The sequence below is a fragment of the Thermosipho japonicus genome (genome assembly GCF_014201655.1).
GTDB classification, from domain to species: domain Bacteria; phylum Thermotogota; class Thermotogae; order Thermotogales; family Fervidobacteriaceae; genus Thermosipho; species Thermosipho japonicus.
In genome coordinates, this window is sequence record NZ_JACHEX010000005.1 from 149,740 (window position 1) to 167,694 (window position 17,955).

The following is a 17,955-nucleotide window of genomic DNA, read 5'->3' on the forward strand; positions in this document are numbered from 1 at the left end:
CATCTATTCATTAATTATTCACCAGCAAGAGGAGTTCCTTTTGATGCCTCATCTAATACTGAATTTAATGCTTTAAAGAAGTCAACACCCTGCTTACCCAATTTTTTCACAGAATCACTTACAAGTGCTTGAGATTCAAGTATAGAAAGTAAGTTTGTAGGATCATAAAAATAAAGAACATGAAGCTCTACAACGTTCCCTTTTCTTACTTCCCAACTTGCATATTTTAAAGCACCACTTACTATAGCCTCCGCCATAACTTTGGTAATTCCTTTATATGCTGACACAGCAGCTTCTACCAATTGTTGATTGTTTTCTTCATTTCCGGAATTTGTTTGAACACTCTGAAGTTGTCCTTCAACAACTTTTCTGAAGGTTTCTACCTTTGCATTTAAAAACTCTGCAATTTTTCCTAATGCTTGTGTTCTTGCTGCATTTTCAGCAATTGTCATATTTACTCCGCCACCGACATTCACTCCTTCAAATAAGAAAAGCCTTCCTTCTCTTGCAAGCTGAGCTACTTTTGCCTCTTGAGAATAATTAATCTGAACATTTTCTGCTTCTTTTGGAAGTTTCCAAATCTTAATTCCTTGAGCTGTAATATACTGATCTTTAGGCATGATAAGGAAAACTACACCAACAACTAAAGCAACTGCTAATACACCTACTCCTACCCACATTAAAATGTTATTTTCTCCCATATAATCACCTCCCTGGATATATTATACCATAAATATTTTTTTATTTTACAAAATTATATGCATTCTCAATCTTTTGTTTTTCCAATAAATGCTTTTGAACATATTGCCCACAATTACTCCCTATATTATTCTCCTCCAATTCTCCTATGCTAATTAATACATCATAACCATATTCTTTTAATTCCTCTACAAAATTTTTGTGATTAACTGGCATAAAATTATTTAAATCAATATCAGAGTGTAATCCATTTTTAATAGCTGAATATGTCGGGTTAACGGGGGTAATCTTAATTAAAAACTTTTCCGGTGAAAAGTAGCTTTTTATAACTTTAGAATCAACTATATTTTCTTTGGCAAGTGCAAAATTAAGTGTTACTTTTCTATCTCCTTCTTTAACAAATTTTTCTCCATACAATGCTATCTTTTCAAAATTCCATTTTTTAATAGGAATTATTTTATCTCTTTGCTTTTCATCTGTACTATGTATTGAAAATTGTAATTGAAATCTATTTCTATAAAACTTTTCCTTTATTTCATACAATTTTTCAAAAAAATCATCGGTTCCAGTTGGAGCAACTGTTGAAATTGATGGTAAGAGGCCAGGTGCGTCCAAAATTTCTGGTAACTCTTTTAAAACTTCTAAAACTTCATCATTTAAAGATGGTTCACCCATACGCGCAAATTGAATTTTAAATTTTTTAACCGGAACTTTTTTACTATACCTTGTGCTTACAAGGTACAGAATTTGCTCTAAAATCTCTTCTTTTGTAAGCTTTCCTTTATAAAACCCACCCGCATCGCACATCATACATTGTACTGGACAACCATTCAACGTTGATACAATTAAAACCCACTTTTCATCTCTTGGAATAGGTGGTTGAATAGATTCAACAAATTCAACCAAATTTCCTCTTGAAGTTTCTCCTAAATAAACATATGCTATTTCTTCTTTTCCAAATTTTTCTAAAATTTTCACACCTTTCCCTCCCCGATGATTTTCATTGCAATTTTTATACCATCTCCCATGGCAATTGAAGCCTGTCTAAAATTTGGATGAGCAACATCGCCTATCAAAACTACTTTATCAGTTTTTAAAAATGACAAATCTACCTTTCTGCCTGTTGCAAGTAGTAAAGCATCAAATTTATAAACAGACTTTTTTGTATGTACTAATACATAATTTTCTTTGTTTTCTACAATTTGTATTGGCTCACTTTCATGATATATTACACCCAAACTATTTGCAATATTAACAAGTCGTGAAAGAGCTTTTATTTTGTTTGATCTATTAAAAACATGAACATTTTTCCTTAAAATTTTTGCTTGTATTGCTCCATCAAAAGCTACATCGCCCGCACCATATATTGCAAGTGATTCAATATTTTCCGGTAAATCTAAAAATTCATAGTATACTCTTTTACCTTCATATTCCACTATTCTGTTTGGAACCGTTCCCGATGCAATAATTATATAATCAAAATAATATGTATCTTTTTCAGTTATAATCCTTTTATCATAAACCTCTTTAACTTCTTCAAATATTATATTAACGTTATATAGGTCCAAATATGATTTCATATTCTCAACAATTTTTTTACCAGGCAACGGCTTAAAAAGTGGAATATTTTCAACTCGCCAAGCATTATTTATAAGTCCACCAACTCTTTTCTTTTCAAACAATGCTACATCTATTCCATATCTTTTCAAAAAAACTGCAGCTGAAATTCCAGCTGGACCTGCTCCAACTATTCCAACTTGCACAATACTTCCTCCGTTTTACAAATATGTGCAAAACCGTGTGCCAAAGTTTTTAAAGACAAAAAGTGATAAAATTCATCTTTATCCCAAAGCGCATCTTCAACCATAACCACATTAAAATTTCTTACAAAACCACTTCTTGTAGTTGTCTCACAACACAAGTGTGTCATAACTCCGGTAATTATAATATCAGTTACATTTTTTAACCTTAGTACTTTTTCAAGATACGTATTATAAAAAGCATCATAGGTATCTTTTATTATATACACATATTCGTTCGACTTAAAATAAGGTTTTGCCCACTTTTCATCGATTATATTGCCCCACCATCTCTGCATTTGTAAAGCTCCGCCTTTGTGTATTGTTGATATTACAGGGTAACCTTTCTGCAAAAATTTTTCTGAAAGTTTTTTTATATTTTCATATATATTTTCAATCCCGTCTAAATAAGCAGGACTTTCTTTATCGGTAAAATAGCTTTGAACATCAATAATTAACAATGCAGGTACGTTTAAAACAAGTGGATGTTTTTTTCTTTCTTTATAAAAATTCATTCAAGCACCTTCCTTGCAATTTCCTCAAGATTGTTAGCATATTCAAAATAATTGTAAGGCTCCTTTGAAGGTTTTTCATTATAATACGGTCTTGTACAGTGACTACAACCAGATGTTAAAAACGCCTTACCAAAACCTTGTCTATATGGATAATTAATTTTTTCTAACCGTTCTTTATTAAAAATAAATACTTCTTTTGGAACTTCTTCTTCAAATATTAAATACCTTGCCATCTGAATTTTTCTGTATCTTTCCATACTTGGTGAAGGTAATTTTTCAAAAGCTGTTCCTTTAATTGGAGTAAAAGAAAATAGAGCAACTATTACATTAAGTTCTTTCATCATATAAAAAAATTCTATAAGTTCTTTATCAGTCTCACCTAGTCCTACTATAACATGAGTAGTAATATGCCCTGGATATTTTTTTGCTGCATTTTTAATTAATTCAAGTGTATTTTCAAACTTTCCACCACGTATTTTTTCAAATAATTCTTTGTTTACAACATCAACTGACAAACCTATCGCATCTGCTCCAAGTTCAAAATACCTATCTATTTCTTTCATCGAAAGAGCTCTTACTGAAACTGAAACTTTTTTTCCATTTAGCTTTAAAAGTAAATATTCAAGATCTTCGTTATAACCTTTATAGCTTACAACCTGAAGGCATATTCTCTTTACATCAAGTTTTTCAATCATATCAACACTAATTTCTTTCCAAACTATTCTTGAAAGAAATTTATTATCCGTTCTTGCATCTCTTGCATGCGCACAAAATGCACAATTAAACACACAGCGACCATCAAGCATAAAATAAGCTGTATCCATTTTAATCTTGCTATTTTTCACAAGCCCAAGCAATGATAGAGTTCCATATGAAGCTCTTAATATCAAATTATCACCTCGTTTAACCAACATCTAACAATTTCAATCGCTCTTTATATAATTCCTTGACATAACTAATTAAATCTCTATATTTTTCTTCACTTTCAATGATGTATTTTGCATCTTCCCGTGCCACCATTATTATGTCAATATCGTTTATGATATCTGCAACTTTAAATTCTGGAAGTCCATGCTGTCTTACTCCCAAAAATTCTCCAGGACCTCTTAGTTTTAAATCAAATTCTGAAATTTTAAATCCATCATTTGTTGATGCAAAGAAATTTAACCTTTCAAAGGCTTCTCTTGAAACATTTCCAACTGTTAAATAACAGTACGACTGTTTGTTTCCCCTGCCTACTCTTCCTCTTAATTGATGAAGCTGAGCAAGCCCAAAACGTTCTGCATTTTCAATTACTATTACTGTAGCTTGTGGAACATCTATCCCAACTTCTATAACGCTTGTAGAAACAAGAATTTTAATCTCTCCAGATGCAAATTTGTACATTATATCATCTTTCTCTGAGTCACTCATTTTACCATGGATAAGTCCCACAGGAATATCAGGAAAATACTCTTTTGTAAGAACCTCATACATAGAAGTTGCAGATTTAACCGCTAATTTTTCTGATTCATCTATCAATGGATAGACAATATATGCCTGCCCGCCATTCTCCACTTCACTTATTACAAATTTGTACACTTCTTCAATTTTTGATTGGTGAACAACAAATGTCTTTATTGGTTTTCTCCCTTTTGGCATCTCATCAATAATCGACACATCAAGGTCACCATACAATGAAAGAGAAAGTGTTCTTGGAATAGGTGTTGCTGTCATAACCAACGTATCTACCAATTTTCCTTTACTGATAAGTTCCTTCCTTTGCTCAACACCAAATCTATGTTGCTCATCTATTACAACCAAACCTAAATTCTTAAAATGAACATCCTCTTGAATTAAGGCATGTGTTCCAACTACAACGTCGATGTCACCATCTTTTAATCTTTGTTTTATACGTTCTTTTTCAGAATTTGAAGTTGCTCCAATTAAAAGTGCAACCTTTATTCCAAACTTTGAAAAATGATCATAAATCTTTTTAAAGTTTTGAATAGCAAGAATTGAAGTAGGTACCATAACCGCTGATTGAAAACCTGCTTCATAGTTATCGAGCATTGCAAGTTCTGAAACAATAGTTTTTCCAGAACCAACATCTCCCTGGAGTAATCTATTCATTGGTTTATCAGACTTTAAATCATTTTTAATCTCTTCGTATGCTTTCTTTTGAGCATTTGTTAACTCAAAAGAAAGAGAATTTATAAGCTCTGTTGAATATTTCCCATCAAATTTTTTAGATATTCCGCCTATTTTTTCATTTTCTTTTTTAGATAATAAAAATGCGATTTGAAGGTATAAAATTTCTTCATATGCAAGTCTATATCTTGCCGCTTTTTTATGAAAAACACTCCTTGGAAAGTGCATTCCAGTATATGCCTGATAAACATCTATCAAGTTTCTCTTTGAAATTAAATCATCAGGTAAATGCTCCTTGAAATTGTAAATATTATAAATATTTTCACTTATAATTCTTCTTACAGTATTTTGATTTAATCCTTCAGTTAACGGATAAACCGGAAAAATTTCTCTTTTACTCTCATTAAAAAGCTCAATCTCTGGATTGTGAATCTCCAAACTTCCATAAAATCCTTTTTTTACTGTACCAAATACATATAGTTTCTTTCTCAAAAGACCTTTTAATATTCCCTCCATAAAGTCCTGATTAAACCATTTTAAAAGAATTTGATACATCCCATCGGATAAAACAGCACTAACAATAGTTAAATTACCTTTTTTTATTTTTTCAACCCCAGTTAATTTTCCTGTTGTAACAACTTTATCATCTTCACGAAGCAAAGGAATAGGAATAATTCTTCTTCTATCTTCATAATCTCTTGGGAAAAAGTTTAAAAGTTGCTCAACATTATTCACATTAAGTTTTAAAAATTTTTGAGCTCTTTTTGGACCTATTCCTTTAACATACTTTATAGGTGTATCAAGTGTTTTTAAATCAGAAGACTTTTCAACTTTATAAACCAAATGCATCAACTTAAATCTTTTAACCATTCCTGGAATGTAACTCAATCTCTTTTGAATTCTTTTTTCTGGAAGATTTTTCATTTCAACAATGTATGTATAAAATTCCTGAAGCCTTTTGAAAACTTCAGGATCTTCTTTTAAAGGATCATCTATTTTTTCAAAATTATCCTCCACATATTCAATTAAAGCTTTGTGATCTTTTATATTTAATATTTCATCTAAAAAGTCTTCTATTAACAATGGAATATACATTCCTTCATCCTCTCACAAGTATTTCTTCAGAAACTATTTGTCCACTATCCATTTTAATAATTCTATGTGCCCGTTTTGCAACATTTATATCGTGAGTTACAATAACAAATGTTGTTCCAAGCTCTTTATTCATATTAATGATTAAATCAATTATCTCTTGACTATTCTTTGTATCCAGAGCCCCTGTTGGTTCATCTGCCCAAACAATCTTTGGATTATTTATTAATGCCCTTGCAATAGCCACTCTTTGTTGCTCACCACCAGACATTTCTGATGGATATGCATTCTTCCTATGAAATATATGTAATCTTTCAAGCCACTCAAGAGCTTTTTTTCTAATCTCGGTTGGAGTTCCGTTTTTTGAAATCAGCAATGGAATCTCAACATTTTCAACAGCTGTCAGAACTGGTATAAGATTAAAAAATTGGAAAATAAACCCCATGTTTTCAGATCTAAAAATTGTTTTTTCCTCTTCATTCATTCTGTCAAGTCTTTTTCCAAGAACTTCAACTTCGCCTGATGTTGGCTCATCAAGTCCTGAAAGACAATTTAAGAGAGTAGTTTTACCACAACCAGATGGTCCTAAAATAGCAAGAATTTCTCCTTCATTTATTTCAAGATTAACACCTTTTAAAGCTTCAAATTTTTCCTTTTTACCATACATTTTTGTTAAATTTTTTGCCCTTACTATCATTCTTTCATCTCCATGATATAATTTTCTTGTATATATTATAACATTAGGAGGGATATAGTGAAGGCAACAATTGTTTTAAATGGTAATATTGATGAAACATTAGTTTTAAACACAAACCATATAATAGCTGTTGATGGTGGAGCAAAGTTACTCAAAAAAAGAAATATATTGCCAGACATCGTAATAGGTGATCTTGACTCTATTGACAAAGAAACGATAGATTTTTTTAAAAAACAATCTGTGAAAATTATTGAATATCCCAGAGAAAAGGATGAAACAGATTGCGAACTTGCTATAAAATATGCTCTTGAAAACGGATTTAAAGAAATAGAAATAATAAATTTTCAAGGCGAAAGGATAGATATGATATTTGCACTCTATGGACTTTTAAAAAAATTTGATGCAAATATTTACTTAAATTCTGAAAAGTTAGAATCTGCAATTTTAAAAGAAAATAACAAGCTTGAAAAAGAAGTTAAAATAGGTGAAATATGGTCTTTTATTCCTTTGTGTAATGCAACTTTTATGATAGAAGGCTTTAAATACCCCTTCAATGGTAACATGAGTATAGAAAATCCAATAGGTGTAAGTAACGAAACAACGGATGAAAAAATAAAAATACATGTAGAAAAAGGAGAGGTGATTTATTTTAGATGGAAGAAAAAACCATTGTAATATTAGGAGTAACTGGCTCTATAGGAATGCAAACTCTTGAAGTAATTAAAAAACTCGATAACTTTAGAGTAAAAGGTATAGCTTTTGGAAAAAACATTACTGTTGCTGAAAAAATTATAAAAGACTTCAAAGTGGAATACTTTTACTCCCCTGTAAAATTTAATGTAAGCTCTATAAAAGATATGGTGGCAAAAATCCGCCCTGATGTTGTAGTTGCTGCAATACCTGGTTTTGATGGTGTTCTTGCAACAATTGATTCTATACCTTACACAAAAAGGCTTGCACTTGCTACAAAGGAAGCTTTAGTCTGTGCAGGTCCATTTGTAAAAAAAGCTTGCAAAGAAAATAACGTTGAATTAATACCAGTTGATAGCGAACATTCTGCAATTTTTCAGATTTTCGACGAAAATGTGGTAAAGATATTAATAACTGCATCTGGCGGTGCGGTAAGAGATAAAGAAAATATAGATGATTTATCAGTCGAAGATATATTAAATCACCCTGTTTGGAGTATGGGTAAAAAAATAACCGTAGATTCTTCAACAATGGTAAATAAAGCATTTGAAGTAATTGAAGCTTTCGAACTCTTTGAATTGGAAAATATTGAAGTAAAAATACATCCTACCGGAACAGTTCATGGAGCTGTATTTTTAAAAGATGGAACTGTAAAGATTCATTTTGGATTCCCAGATATGAAAATACCAATTTCTTATTCACTAAGTTATCCGAAGAGATTATACGAAAATAAAAATTGGCCAAATTTTGAAAATAAGAACTTTATATTTGAAGATGTAAATCCATCAAAATACCCGGCATTTTTCTACGGAAAAAGTATAATTAAGGATCTTGCAAAAAGAATAGCCTTCAATGCAGCTGATGAAATTGCTGTAGAAAAATTCCTAAATGGACAAATAAAATTTTCAAAAATAGCTGATATAGTTATAAACACATGCGAAAAAATAGATGGAAATATAAATGATTTTAAAGAAATCTTTGAAATAGACAAAATTGCAAGACAAATTGCAAAAGAACAATATTAGTGTTATAATCTATTTGCAGGCAACTTAATATTTTACCTTTCAAATAAGGGAAGCCGGTGAAAGTCCGGCACGGGGACGCCACCGTAACCGGGGACGAAATCCACAAAATGCCACTGGGATATTTCCTGGGAAGGCGTGGAGAGTAGGATGATCCGGAAGTCGGGATACCTTATTTGAAAGGAAAGCAATCCACCTTTGCGGTCCCTAAGGGTGGGCGTTTTTCTTTAAAATATTATATAGGAGGGATAAAGGATGAAAAGATGGGTTATTTTCTTAAGTGTCTTGTTAACTACATTTATATTTGCACTCTCTATTGTTGATGATGCTGGAAGATTGGTAAGCTTTGATAAAATACCTGAAAGAATAGTTTCTGCTGCTCCAAGCTCCACCAAATTTCTTGTAAAACTTGGTCTTGGAGAGAATATAGTTGGTGTTACAGATTGGGATTCTTTTAATGCTGAAAAAATTGGAAATATGGTGCCACTAAATATAGAAAAAATTATTTCATTAAATCCTGACATTGTAATTACTTTCGGTGGTTTTCAACTTCCAGAAGTGCAAAAGTTAGAAAAATTCGGTATTAAGGCACTTGTTTTAAATCCCACAACATTAAATGATGTTGCAAGAGATGTAATGCTTCTTGGAAATGTATTTGGTAAAGAACAAATAGCATCTGAATTGGCAAATAAAATAAAACAAACAATTTCAGAATATGGCGCAAAAAGCTCAAAAGTACCTCTTGAAAAAAGGCCAAGAGTCTTTTTCACTATAACAGTTCCAAATAATGAAACAAAAGACCTTTGGACTGCAGGAACTGGCTCTTATGTAAATGAATTAATTACATACGCAGGTGGAGTAAATATTTGTGCTCCTTATTCTGGTAATAATGGATGGTTCTCTGTAAATTGGGAATTTTTAACATACAATGATCCCGACATAATAATTGTTGCATCATACATTAGTCCAGATGAAACCATAAAACAAATAAAATCACATGAAATATTTAAAAATCTTAAAGCAGTTAAAAACGACAAAGTATTTGTTATTGATGGTAACGACATAAGCTCAATATCTCCAGATATAGTCAAATACCTTGAAATTTTTTATAATTTCTTTTACGGAGGAAAATAATGACTAAAATAAACATTTATAAGGCTGGAAGGATCATCCTTCCAGTCTTGTTCTTCTTAGTAATTCTTATAAACCTTTCTATAGGAACTGTGAAAATCCCAATTTCTCAAATTTTTAATCCTGAAAATGAGCAAATAAAATTCCTCATATGGAATGTCAGATTTCCAAGAATATTAATGAGCCTTATAGCTGGTTCAGGTCTTGCACTTGTTGGGAATATCTACCAAACTATTATGAAAAATCCACTTGTTGACCCATATCTAATTGGTACATCTTCAGGAGCTGGTTTTGGTGCTGTTTTAGCACTCTATGTTGCTGTGTCACTAAACAGAACTGTCAGTGTTAACGTATTTTCTTTTGCATTTTCATTACTTGCTTCACTATTAACAATTATTCTTGCAAAAAGAAAGAGAATAATTCCTATCACACACCTTATTCTTTCAGGTGTATTAATTAGTACTATATTTTCATCCGCAACAATCTTGCTAATAAATCTCTCACGTAAAACTTTAACTAGCGCATATGTTTGGCTTTTTGGAAGCCTTTCGGGTACGACAATGAATGATTTAATAATTCCAGCAATATCGGTAATTGTATTGTTTTCTATTGCATTAATAAAAAACAGAGAACTCGATGCAATTGCTTTAGGCGAAGAGGAAGCTAAAATTCTTGGTGTTGAAGTTGAAAAAATAAAGTGGTTTTTTTATTTAGCTGGTTCTTTTGTAATCTCTGTGATTGTCTCAAAAACTGGAATAATTGGCTTTGTGGGATTAATAATTCCTCATGCAGCAAGAATTCTCACGGGGTCAAAACATAAATATAGTCTCATTGGCAGTGTCCTACTTGGCGGAATTTTTCTCTCCTTCTCTGATACCATATCTAGAACTATAGCTTCTCCCATTGAAGTTCCAATAGGTGTTGTTACTTCGTTTATTGGTGCACCATTAATGTTCATCCTTCTTAAAAAACAAAAATAATAGTATAATATCTTTGAAGAGGTGAAAAAATGAAAATTCTTACAAAGGATTCTCTTGAAAAATTAGAGAAGATTAAGTTATTTGTTCTTGACATTGATGGTACTTTTTCCTTAAGTGGAAAACTGTTTCCTGGTTCAATTGAATTTGCAAATACCGTTTTCAAAGCAAACAAAAAATTTGTTTTCTTGACAAATAACTCAAACAAATCAATTGATGATTATCTATTAGAATTTAAAAATGCGGGACTTTCAATAAATGCCGAACAAATTTTTACTGCTGGAATTGAAACTGCAGAATATTTGCTAGAAAAATTTGGTCCTAAAAAGATATATCTTGTTGGAAACAAAGCAATAAAACAGGTATTTGAAAATATTGGTCATAAAGTAGTAGATAGTGAAGAACCTGATATTGTTGTTGTTACATTTGATACTACTTTAAACTATGAAAAACTTGCAAAGGCTTGTAGTTATGTTTCAAAAGGAAAATTATTTGTTTTAACAAACCCTGACCTAAATTGTCCCTCAAAAGATGGACCTATTCCTGATACAGGGGCAATTGCAAGTATAATCACTAAGGCCTCCGGGAAAGAACCCGATATAATATTTGGAAAACCAGATCCGTTAATCCTTGAAATGATAATGCAAAAAAATAATGTAAAAAAAGAAGAAACATGTGTAATTGGTGATAGGCTCTATACAGATATTCTTCTTGGCAAAAGAGCTGGTGTATTGACCATTTTAGTCTTAACAGGTGAAGCAAAAGAAAGTGATATAAAAAACATAAAACCTGATATAATTGCTCAAGAAATAGGTGAGATTTCAAAATATATTTAGGTGATAAATAATGATAAAGTACAATCTTAGAGGAAAAAGAATAGAAAAACTAGTTGAGCTTGCACAAAGTGGATTAAAAGAAGCACTAGAACTCATAATTGAAAAGTATTATCCAATGGTCATTAAAATTTCATCAAAATATTATGCGCCATGGGCTGAATTTGAAGATATAGTCCAAAATGGACTTATTGGGTTAATTAAGGCTGTATTTTATTTTGATAGCGAAAGAAGCTCTTTTAACTCATTTGCATGGAAAAGTATAGAAGGGGAGGTTCAAACATTTATTACTTATTTAAATAGAAAGAAAAATAAGATACTCTCAGATTCATCGAGTATAGATGTTTTTGATGAAGAAGAAGGCGGGGAACAAGCCGATTACTCACTCCAAGACAAATCAACAAATATCCCCAAAAAAATATTCATTGATATAATTAAGGAAATAATTGTCAAGCATTTAAAGGACGTGGAAATAGATATTTTTGAAATGTGGCTAGATGGTTATTCATATGCTGAAATTCAGGAGGAATTAAATGTAAACTTTAAAAAGGTGGACAATACAATACAAAAGGCAAAAAGGATTGGGAGAACAAAAATTGATAGGTTTATAATAGAACAAGTATTTAATAATTAATCTGGTGGAGGCGGCGGGAATCGAACCCGCGTCCGAAGACAAAATCCCCCAAGCTTCTCCGAGCGCAGTCCGTGTTTTAAACTTCGGATTTGGAACGCCCACGGACAGGCTTTCCAAACCCTAGCCTTTCTAAGATTTCGCGACTTTGGACGAAAGGCAAATCCAAAGTCGCTAGACCGGTTATGTCACGCCCTAGCCAGAGCCCCGGTCAAACCCTGGTAGGACGGCAGCTTTTTAAATTAAGCTGCTAATGCTAATTCTTCGTTGGCACTTATCTTTTTCCCGAGTTTTTTTTACGAGGAACCCGGAAACCTCGGCTCGCTTCTTGGGGGATTTCATCTCCGTCGAAACCAGTTCGCCCCCGTATATATTTGACTTGTTTTAAAAGACCAAAGTTCAAAAAAAGGTCCCGCATTCGGGACCTGGTGCCGAGGGCGGGACTTGAACCCGCACGAGCGTTGATGCCCACATGGCCCTCAACCATGCGTGTCTGCCAATTCCACCACCTCGGCTCGCGTAATTTATTATACCACAATTATAAATTTGGTCAAGTACTTTTTATTGAATTTATCTTTCTATTTATATTTGCCATCTCAAGTGCAACCATAGCAGCTTCAAAACCTTTATTGCCCATCTTTGCACCTGCACGATTAATAGCTTGTTCTAAAGTGTCTGCAGTAACAACACCAAATGAAATCGGAACTTTCCCTTCTAAATTTAATTGCATAACAGCTTTTGATATCTCATTTGAAATAACTTCAAAATGATATGTCTCACCTCTTATAATCGCGCCAAGTGCAATAAGAGCATCATAGTCTAAATCTACAAGTTTTTTTAATACAAATCCAATTTCCATACTTCCTGGTACCTTTATTATTTCAGTATTTTTAACCCCATGTCTTTTAAGACAATCAATTGCTCCATCTAGCAACATTTCAGTAATTTGACTATTAAATCTTGAAACAATTATACCTATTTTTAAATCCTCACAATTTCGGTATTGGCCTTCTAAAATCACTATTCCACTCCTTCCAATTTTAAATTATGTTTCATCTTTTTTGCCTTTGTAAAAAGATATTTTTTGTTATACTTATTAACCCTTCCATAAATATTAACTACTTCTTTAATCTTTATCCCATATTTTTTCAATTCTTCATATTTTTTCGGATTGTTAGTTAAAATCTTTACTTTATCAATTTTCAAAGCTTTAAGTATTAAGTATGCTGCAAAATAATCCCTTTCATCATCTTTAAACCCCAGCTTTAAATTTGCTTCTACTGTATCATATCCTTCATCCTGTAATTTATAAGCTCTTACCTTGTTATTTAAACCTATGCCTCTTCCTTCTTGGCGAAGATAAACTAACACACCACCTTTTCTAGAAATGATTTTCAATGAATTTTCTAGCTGATCCCCACAATCACAACGAAGTGAATGAAAAATATCACCAGTTACACATTCAGAATGAATTCTTAAATAAGGAATAGATTCTTTAAATGGCTTTTTTACAATTGCAATATGTTCTCGAAAATCGTACGGATTCTTAAAAGTATAAATTTTAAAATCTTCATCAATTGCCGTTGGAAGTTTAACTGATGTATCAATAGAAAATCTCTTTTTTACATACTCCTTGTACAAATCTTCTATGTCAATTATTTCCAATTTGTGCTTTTTTGAAAGCTCCAAAATATAATCAAAATCATGGGAATCACCACTACTATTTAAGATCTCAATAATTACACCATAAGGTTTATAACCAAGATGCTCAGAAAAAAACACTGAAGCTTCCGTGTGCCCCCATCGCCCTTCCTTTGCCCCTAACACATTTACGTGTCCTGGATAAACAAAATCCTTAATACTTAGCCCTTCTGAAATTTTTTGTATAGTGCTGCACCTTTCACTAATAGATATTCCTGTACCTTCCCCATAGTCTACCGTAATAAAAAAATTTGTTTTGGAACCATTAGAAGGTAATTTAAAAAAACCTCTATCTAATAGATCATATTCATGAGCACTAACACATAAAAGTCCTTTGCCTTTTTCAATAATAAAGTTTAAAATCTTTTCATCACAAATTTGAGCAGGAATAAAAAAATCACCTTCTAATTCATTCTTTTTATCAATTAAAATAAATGGTTTCAAAACATTCCCCCCCTATATCTTGCAAATACATCAATTTCATAGTTTACAATATCTCCGGTTTTTAAATATTTTAAATTTGTATTTTCATTTGTAAACGTAATAACTTGAACCTCAAACGAATCAAGAGAGACATTTGCAATAGTTAAACTAATACCATTTAATGAAATAGAGCCTTTTCTCTTTATCGCATAATTTTCTTTAGGCATTGAAAATTTATATAAAATTCCAGAATTCATTGCTTTTCTTCCAAGAAAAGTCACTACACCATCAACATGTCCAAGAACAAAATGCCCATTTAATCTATCTCCAATCTTTAAAGCTCGCTCAATATTTAAGTATTTAGCCTTTTTTATATTCGTTTTTCCAATGGTTTCATATCCCAAATCAAAATAGCAGACATCCTCTTTTACTTCTTTTACCGTCAGGCATATACCATTTACAGACACACTATCACCAACATTACATGAAATAGGTAGCTTAATCTCCAGTGTATTTCCAACAATTTTAAAATCCTTAGCTACATATTCAATAATTCCCGTAAACATTTTTTATTACCTCCAAATAAAACTCATTTTTTAATCGTCTTATTTTCCTAATCTTCAAATCAAACTCTTCATCAATGTATTTTTCAAATTCTGAAAATGCAGAAAGTCCTCTTCCAAAAACTTTTGGAGCATAAAAAAGATGGAGTTCATCAGAAAAATCATAAAATTGGGATAATACACTAGCACCTCCTTCGATCAAAACTGAATCAATATTTAAGCTATATAACCTTTCTAAAATATCCTCAGGGCGGGTTTCAGGGTAGCATTCAACTCCATTGTATTTCTCACATCTACTTGAAAAAACAATTGTCCTAGAATGATTATCAAAAACATTAAAATTTTTCCCTGCAAGTTTTCCTTCATAATCTAAAATTATTCTGATTGGATTTCTACCACCATTTCTACAAGTAAGTTGTGGATTATCTTTTAACACTGTTTTTGCCCCAACCATAATTGCAGTAAAAAAATTACGTAAATTATGTGAAATATTAAAATTATTTTTCGTTATCCACTTAGATTTACCCAAGTTATCGCAGATAAATCCATCGAGAGTCATTGCAGCTTTTAAAGCTACATAAGGAGTCTTTTTAGTAATGTACTTTATAAAAACCCTGTTAAGATAACTTGCTTCTCTTTCAAGAAGTCCAACATGAACTTTTATTCCATTTTTTCTTAGAATATCAACACCTTTACCATTTACTAAAGGATTTGGATCTAAGATGGAGACATAAACTTGAGAAATTTTGGACTCTATAATTAGATCAGTACAAGGTGGGGTTTTACCATGGTGGCAACAAGGTTCAAGGTTTACAAACAAAGTACTTCCTTCAAGAGAAGTTTTTGCATTCAAAATAGCGCTTCTTTCCGCATGAAAATCACCATATCTTTTGTGATATCCTGTGCTAATTATCTTACCATCTTTTACGATAACAGCACCAACTAATGGATTTGGAGATACTCTTCCTGCACCTTTCTTTGCAAGTTTTAGAGCAAGCTTCATGAATTTTTCCAAAATAAATCCCTCCTTTTCAGGAGGGAGAGGAATAAAGCATAAATGTATTCATTTATGCTTGTCCTCTCCCATCCGGACTTTTACCGTCGGCTCCGGAATTCCACCGGATCAACCCTTTTAAGGGCTCGCGGGCTTTCACCGCCGGTCGGGAATTTCACCCTGCCCCGAGGACATTCTCAACAATATTATATCATCCTATTAATTTTTATCAACTATTCAAATTTAAATTTCTTGATTTCTTGATTTAAATTAAAGATCATTTCAGTCAAGTTTGAAATATTATTGTACAACATATTTGCAACTTCTTTATCTTCTTCTGAAAATTTTTGGACACCTTCTGATAACTTATACACATTATTGACCTGGTTTAAAACCTCATTTGCTGCACTAGACATCTCTTCCACAGATGCATTTTGCTCTTGAGAGTGAGCTGCAAGAACATCAACAATAGAAGAGAGCTTTTTAAATGACTCTAAAATTTCATCCAATACACTTGTCAAACTTTCTATCTCTTCTTGAGAATTTTCTATTTCTTCTTTCACTTGGCTTGTTTCATTTTTAATCACATCAGAACTTTTTGTTATCTCTTGAATAGTGTTTGTTATTATATCTGTTGCACCCTTTGTTTCTTCAGCAAGTTTTCTAATTTCGTCAGCAACTACTGCAAAGCCTTTTCCTGCTTCACCAGCACGAGCTGCCTCAATTGCTGCATTTAAAGCTAGAAGATTTGTTTGTTCTGCTATATTACGTATAGTATTAACTATTTCTCCAATATTTTGTGTAAAATTAAGAAGCTTAGATATTTTTTCATCAAGTCCAAGATACTTTGAAACTACCCTGCTATTTGCGGTCTTCACTTTTTCAAGATTTTCTTTTCCAAGATTTGTAGTATTTAATAGTTTCTCGTTAATTTCTAAGGTGTCAGATGCTGTATTGTTTAAAGTTGCTGCTTGGCTTGATAATTCTTCAAGGCTTGCAGTAATCTCTTCAACTGCAGCACTTATTTTTTCAACAGATTTTGTTTGCTCAATTGTACTGTTTCTAGTCTCCTCAATTGAAGAAAGCAATTTTTCAAAATTCTTATTCGTAATCTCAGTTACATCTTTAGATTTATATATAGTGCCTTCAAATCCCCTTATAACTTTTGAAATCTCATTAACCATATTTTCTAGATTTAAAGAAATTTCCCTAAATTCATCAAAAGATGAAATGTTAATTTTTCTTGTAAAATCACCTTTTCCATAACTTTGCATACTATTATTAAGTTCTTCTACTGGCTTTAAAATAAATCTAATCACAAAATATACCGTAAATGCCAAAATAACATTCAACGACAAACTAATATATGTTGCATTCCAACTACTTTGTTTATCTAAAATTCCTTTTGTATAAAGATATTTTATAATTATAGGACCAATCCAGAGAGTAATTGATAAAACAGAAATAATAATTTTCAAATTAGCACTGATTTTAAACTTATTAAACAAATGCTTTACTTCATTAAAATTAACGATCTTTGAGTAGGTAAAAATAAATAATGCTATTATGTTCATGTTTATTGCAAACGCTCCATTTAATCTCAATGCCAAAGTTTCACTAGGAAGCTCTGTCATTTTCGAAGCAATTAAACCCACTATTGTTGCAGCAATAAAGTTCCCAAAAAACAATACTATAGCTGAATAATAAGGAACGTTAAATCCTTTCCTTTGCTTTGCATTTTTCACATTCTTATATATAAGAACAACCACCAATGCACCAAATGTAGCAACAGCAAGAATATATCCAAGTAAAAGATTAATTACAGGATAATTTTTTAATCCAGAAAATACATAGTATGAAAAAAGGAGTGCAGGAAAATCTAAAACTAATAGAAAAAATAAAACAAGATTCAATAACTTTTTCTCGATAGACATCTTTTCACCTCACTAAAAAAACAAAGTGATAAATTTTATTATCACTTTTACTAATTTATAACATAAAACTTATAAATTTCAAGAAAATATTCTTTTTCAATTAAAGTGGATAAAAATTATACAT

General features: G+C 31.6%; 18 protein-coding genes, 1 tRNA gene, 1 other RNA gene and 2 riboswitches. Of the genes, 6 read left to right on the plus strand and 14 right to left on the minus strand.

Going from position 1 to position 17,955, the window contains the following annotated elements; translation table 11 throughout:
- Positions 1 to 14: 14 nt before the first annotated feature.
- From HNP65_RS08740 to HNP65_RS08770, 7 genes are read right to left on the minus strand one after another with little or no spacing between them, the layout of a single operon-like run.
- Entirely contained in the window at positions 15 to 701 is a 687-nt protein-coding gene (locus tag HNP65_RS08740) for a hypothetical protein (RefSeq protein ID WP_004103800.1), read from the minus strand.
- Positions 702 to 741: 40 nt separating this feature from the next.
- Positions 742 to 1,677, minus strand: coding sequence for a radical SAM family protein (locus HNP65_RS08745; protein WP_184619875.1), 936 nt, complete (start codon positions 1,675 to 1,677; stop codon positions 742 to 744).
- Positions 1,674 to 2,462 carry an FAD-dependent oxidoreductase gene (locus HNP65_RS08750; RefSeq protein ID WP_184619876.1) on the minus strand — a complete coding sequence of 263 codons (789 nt, stop codon included), beginning with the start codon at positions 2,460 to 2,462 and terminating at the stop codon, positions 1,674 to 1,676. Before HNP65_RS08750 ends, HNP65_RS08745 begins: the two co-directional genes overlap by 4 nt.
- Positions 2,447 to 3,013 carry an isochorismatase family protein gene (locus HNP65_RS08755; RefSeq protein WP_184619877.1) on the minus strand — a complete coding sequence of 189 codons (567 nt, stop codon included), beginning with the start codon at positions 3,011 to 3,013 and terminating at the stop codon, positions 2,447 to 2,449. Before HNP65_RS08755 ends, HNP65_RS08750 begins: the two co-directional genes overlap by 16 nt.
- The gene (gene lipS2 / locus HNP65_RS08760; RefSeq protein ID WP_184619878.1) at positions 3,010 to 3,903 is read right to left on the minus strand and encodes a LipS2 family lipoyl synthase; all 894 of its coding nucleotides are present in this window, start codon (positions 3,901 to 3,903) and stop codon (positions 3,010 to 3,012) included. Before lipS2 ends, HNP65_RS08755 begins: the two co-directional genes overlap by 4 nt.
- Positions 3,904 to 3,916: 13 nt before the next feature.
- Positions 3,917 to 6,238 (minus strand): ATP-dependent DNA helicase RecG, encoded by a 2,322-nt coding sequence (gene recG, locus HNP65_RS08765; RefSeq protein ID WP_184619879.1) that lies wholly within the window; start codon positions 6,236 to 6,238, stop codon positions 3,917 to 3,919.
- Between the two features lie 4 nt (positions 6,239 to 6,242).
- Positions 6,243 to 6,932 (minus strand): ABC transporter ATP-binding protein, encoded by a 690-nt coding sequence (locus HNP65_RS08770; protein ID WP_184619880.1) that lies wholly within the window; start codon positions 6,930 to 6,932, stop codon positions 6,243 to 6,245.
- 57 nt (positions 6,933 to 6,989) lie between these two features.
- Here HNP65_RS08770 and HNP65_RS08775 point away from each other — a divergent pair, with 57 nt between their 5' ends.
- From HNP65_RS08775 to HNP65_RS08800, 6 genes are all read left to right on the plus strand, one after another.
- Complete coding sequence (locus HNP65_RS08775; protein ID WP_184619881.1) at positions 6,990 to 7,607, plus strand: thiamine diphosphokinase; 618 nt, start codon at positions 6,990 to 6,992, stop codon at positions 7,605 to 7,607.
- On the plus strand, positions 7,586 to 8,647 hold the full coding sequence (locus HNP65_RS08780; RefSeq protein WP_184619882.1) for a 1-deoxy-D-xylulose-5-phosphate reductoisomerase: 1,062 nt from the start codon (positions 7,586 to 7,588) through the stop codon (positions 8,645 to 8,647). The genes HNP65_RS08775 and HNP65_RS08780 overlap by 22 nt, the downstream gene beginning before the upstream one ends.
- Positions 8,648 to 8,652: 5 nt before the next feature.
- A riboswitch (cobalamin riboswitch) is annotated at positions 8,653 to 8,837 on the plus strand.
- A gap of 62 nt (positions 8,838 to 8,899) precedes the next feature.
- Positions 8,900 to 9,778, plus strand: a complete 879-nt coding sequence (locus HNP65_RS08785) for an ABC transporter substrate-binding protein (protein ID WP_184619883.1) — start codon at positions 8,900 to 8,902, stop codon at positions 9,776 to 9,778.
- Positions 9,778 to 10,755 carry a FecCD family ABC transporter permease gene (locus HNP65_RS08790; RefSeq protein WP_184619884.1) on the plus strand — a complete coding sequence of 326 codons (978 nt, stop codon included), beginning with the start codon at positions 9,778 to 9,780 and terminating at the stop codon, positions 10,753 to 10,755. The genes HNP65_RS08785 and HNP65_RS08790 overlap by 1 nt, the downstream gene beginning before the upstream one ends.
- A gap of 29 nt (positions 10,756 to 10,784) precedes the next feature.
- Positions 10,785 to 11,588: an HAD-IIA family hydrolase gene (locus tag HNP65_RS08795; RefSeq protein WP_184619885.1), complete on the plus strand. Its 804-nt coding sequence runs from the start codon at positions 10,785 to 10,787 to the stop codon at positions 11,586 to 11,588.
- Positions 11,589 to 11,598: 10 nt separating this feature from the next.
- Positions 11,599 to 12,219, plus strand: coding sequence for a sigma-70 family RNA polymerase sigma factor (locus HNP65_RS08800; RefSeq protein WP_126992968.1), 621 nt, complete (start codon positions 11,599 to 11,601; stop codon positions 12,217 to 12,219).
- 2 nt (positions 12,220 to 12,221) lie between these two features.
- Here the strand turns inward: HNP65_RS08800 and ssrA are convergent.
- The 7 genes from ssrA to HNP65_RS08835 form a co-directional block, all read right to left on the minus strand.
- Positions 12,222 to 12,582: a transfer-messenger RNA gene (ssrA, locus tag HNP65_RS08805) on the minus strand.
- Positions 12,583 to 12,642: 60 nt separating this feature from the next.
- A tRNA-Leu gene (locus HNP65_RS08810) sits at positions 12,643 to 12,731 on the minus strand.
- Between the two features lie 35 nt (positions 12,732 to 12,766).
- Positions 12,767 to 13,240, minus strand: coding sequence for a 6,7-dimethyl-8-ribityllumazine synthase (gene ribH / locus HNP65_RS08815; protein WP_184619909.1), 474 nt, complete (start codon positions 13,238 to 13,240; stop codon positions 12,767 to 12,769).
- A complete protein-coding gene (locus HNP65_RS08820) occupies positions 13,237 to 14,361 on the minus strand; it encodes a bifunctional 3,4-dihydroxy-2-butanone-4-phosphate synthase/GTP cyclohydrolase II (RefSeq protein WP_184619886.1) in 1,125 nt (374 codons plus the stop codon). Before HNP65_RS08820 ends, ribH begins: the two co-directional genes overlap by 4 nt.
- Positions 14,358 to 14,906, minus strand: a complete 549-nt coding sequence (locus tag HNP65_RS08825) for a riboflavin synthase (RefSeq protein WP_184619887.1) — start codon at positions 14,904 to 14,906, stop codon at positions 14,358 to 14,360. Before HNP65_RS08825 ends, HNP65_RS08820 begins: the two co-directional genes overlap by 4 nt.
- On the minus strand, positions 14,887 to 15,918 hold the full coding sequence (gene ribD / locus HNP65_RS08830) for a bifunctional diaminohydroxyphosphoribosylaminopyrimidine deaminase/5-amino-6-(5-phosphoribosylamino)uracil reductase RibD (protein WP_184619888.1): 1,032 nt from the start codon (positions 15,916 to 15,918) through the stop codon (positions 14,887 to 14,889). The genes HNP65_RS08825 and ribD overlap by 20 nt, the downstream gene beginning before the upstream one ends.
- Before the next feature lie 56 nt (positions 15,919 to 15,974).
- Positions 15,975 to 16,094: riboswitch (FMN riboswitch) on the minus strand.
- 36 nt (positions 16,095 to 16,130) lie between these two features.
- On the minus strand, positions 16,131 to 17,831 hold the full coding sequence (locus HNP65_RS08835) for a methyl-accepting chemotaxis protein (RefSeq protein ID WP_184619889.1): 1,701 nt from the start codon (positions 17,829 to 17,831) through the stop codon (positions 16,131 to 16,133).
- Positions 17,832 to 17,955: the final 124 nt, after the last annotated feature.

Excerpts from the sequence above, each read along its gene's own strand:
- HNP65_RS08770 (WP_184619880.1), bottom strand. The coding sequence starts at position 6,932 with ATGATAGTAAGGGCAAAAAATTTAACAAAAATGTATGGTAAAAAGGAA.
- HNP65_RS08790 (WP_184619884.1), top strand. The coding sequence starts at position 9,778 with ATGACTAAAATAAACATTTATAAGGCTGGAAGGATCATCCTTCCAGTC.
- HNP65_RS08825 (WP_184619887.1), bottom strand. The coding sequence starts at position 14,906 with ATGTTTACGGGAATTATTGAATATGTAGCTAAGGATTTTAAAATTGTT.
- HNP65_RS08835 (WP_184619889.1), bottom strand. The coding sequence starts at position 17,831 with ATGTCTATCGAGAAAAAGTTATTGAATCTTGTTTTATTTTTTCTATTA.
- HNP65_RS08795 (WP_184619885.1), top strand. The coding sequence starts at position 10,785 with ATGAAAATTCTTACAAAGGATTCTCTTGAAAAATTAGAGAAGATTAAG.
- HNP65_RS08780 (WP_184619882.1), top strand. The coding sequence starts at position 7,586 with ATGGAAGAAAAAACCATTGTAATATTAGGAGTAACTGGCTCTATAGGA.
- HNP65_RS08755 (WP_184619877.1), bottom strand. The coding sequence starts at position 3,013 with ATGAATTTTTATAAAGAAAGAAAAAAACATCCACTTGTTTTAAACGTA.
- HNP65_RS08800 (WP_126992968.1), top strand. The coding sequence starts at position 11,599 with ATGATAAAGTACAATCTTAGAGGAAAAAGAATAGAAAAACTAGTTGAG.
- HNP65_RS08785 (WP_184619883.1), top strand. The coding sequence starts at position 8,900 with ATGAAAAGATGGGTTATTTTCTTAAGTGTCTTGTTAACTACATTTATA.
- HNP65_RS08740 (WP_004103800.1), bottom strand. The coding sequence starts at position 701 with ATGGGAGAAAATAACATTTTAATGTGGGTAGGAGTAGGTGTATTAGCA.
- recG (WP_184619879.1), bottom strand. The coding sequence starts at position 6,238 with ATGTATATTCCATTGTTAATAGAAGACTTTTTAGATGAAATATTAAAT.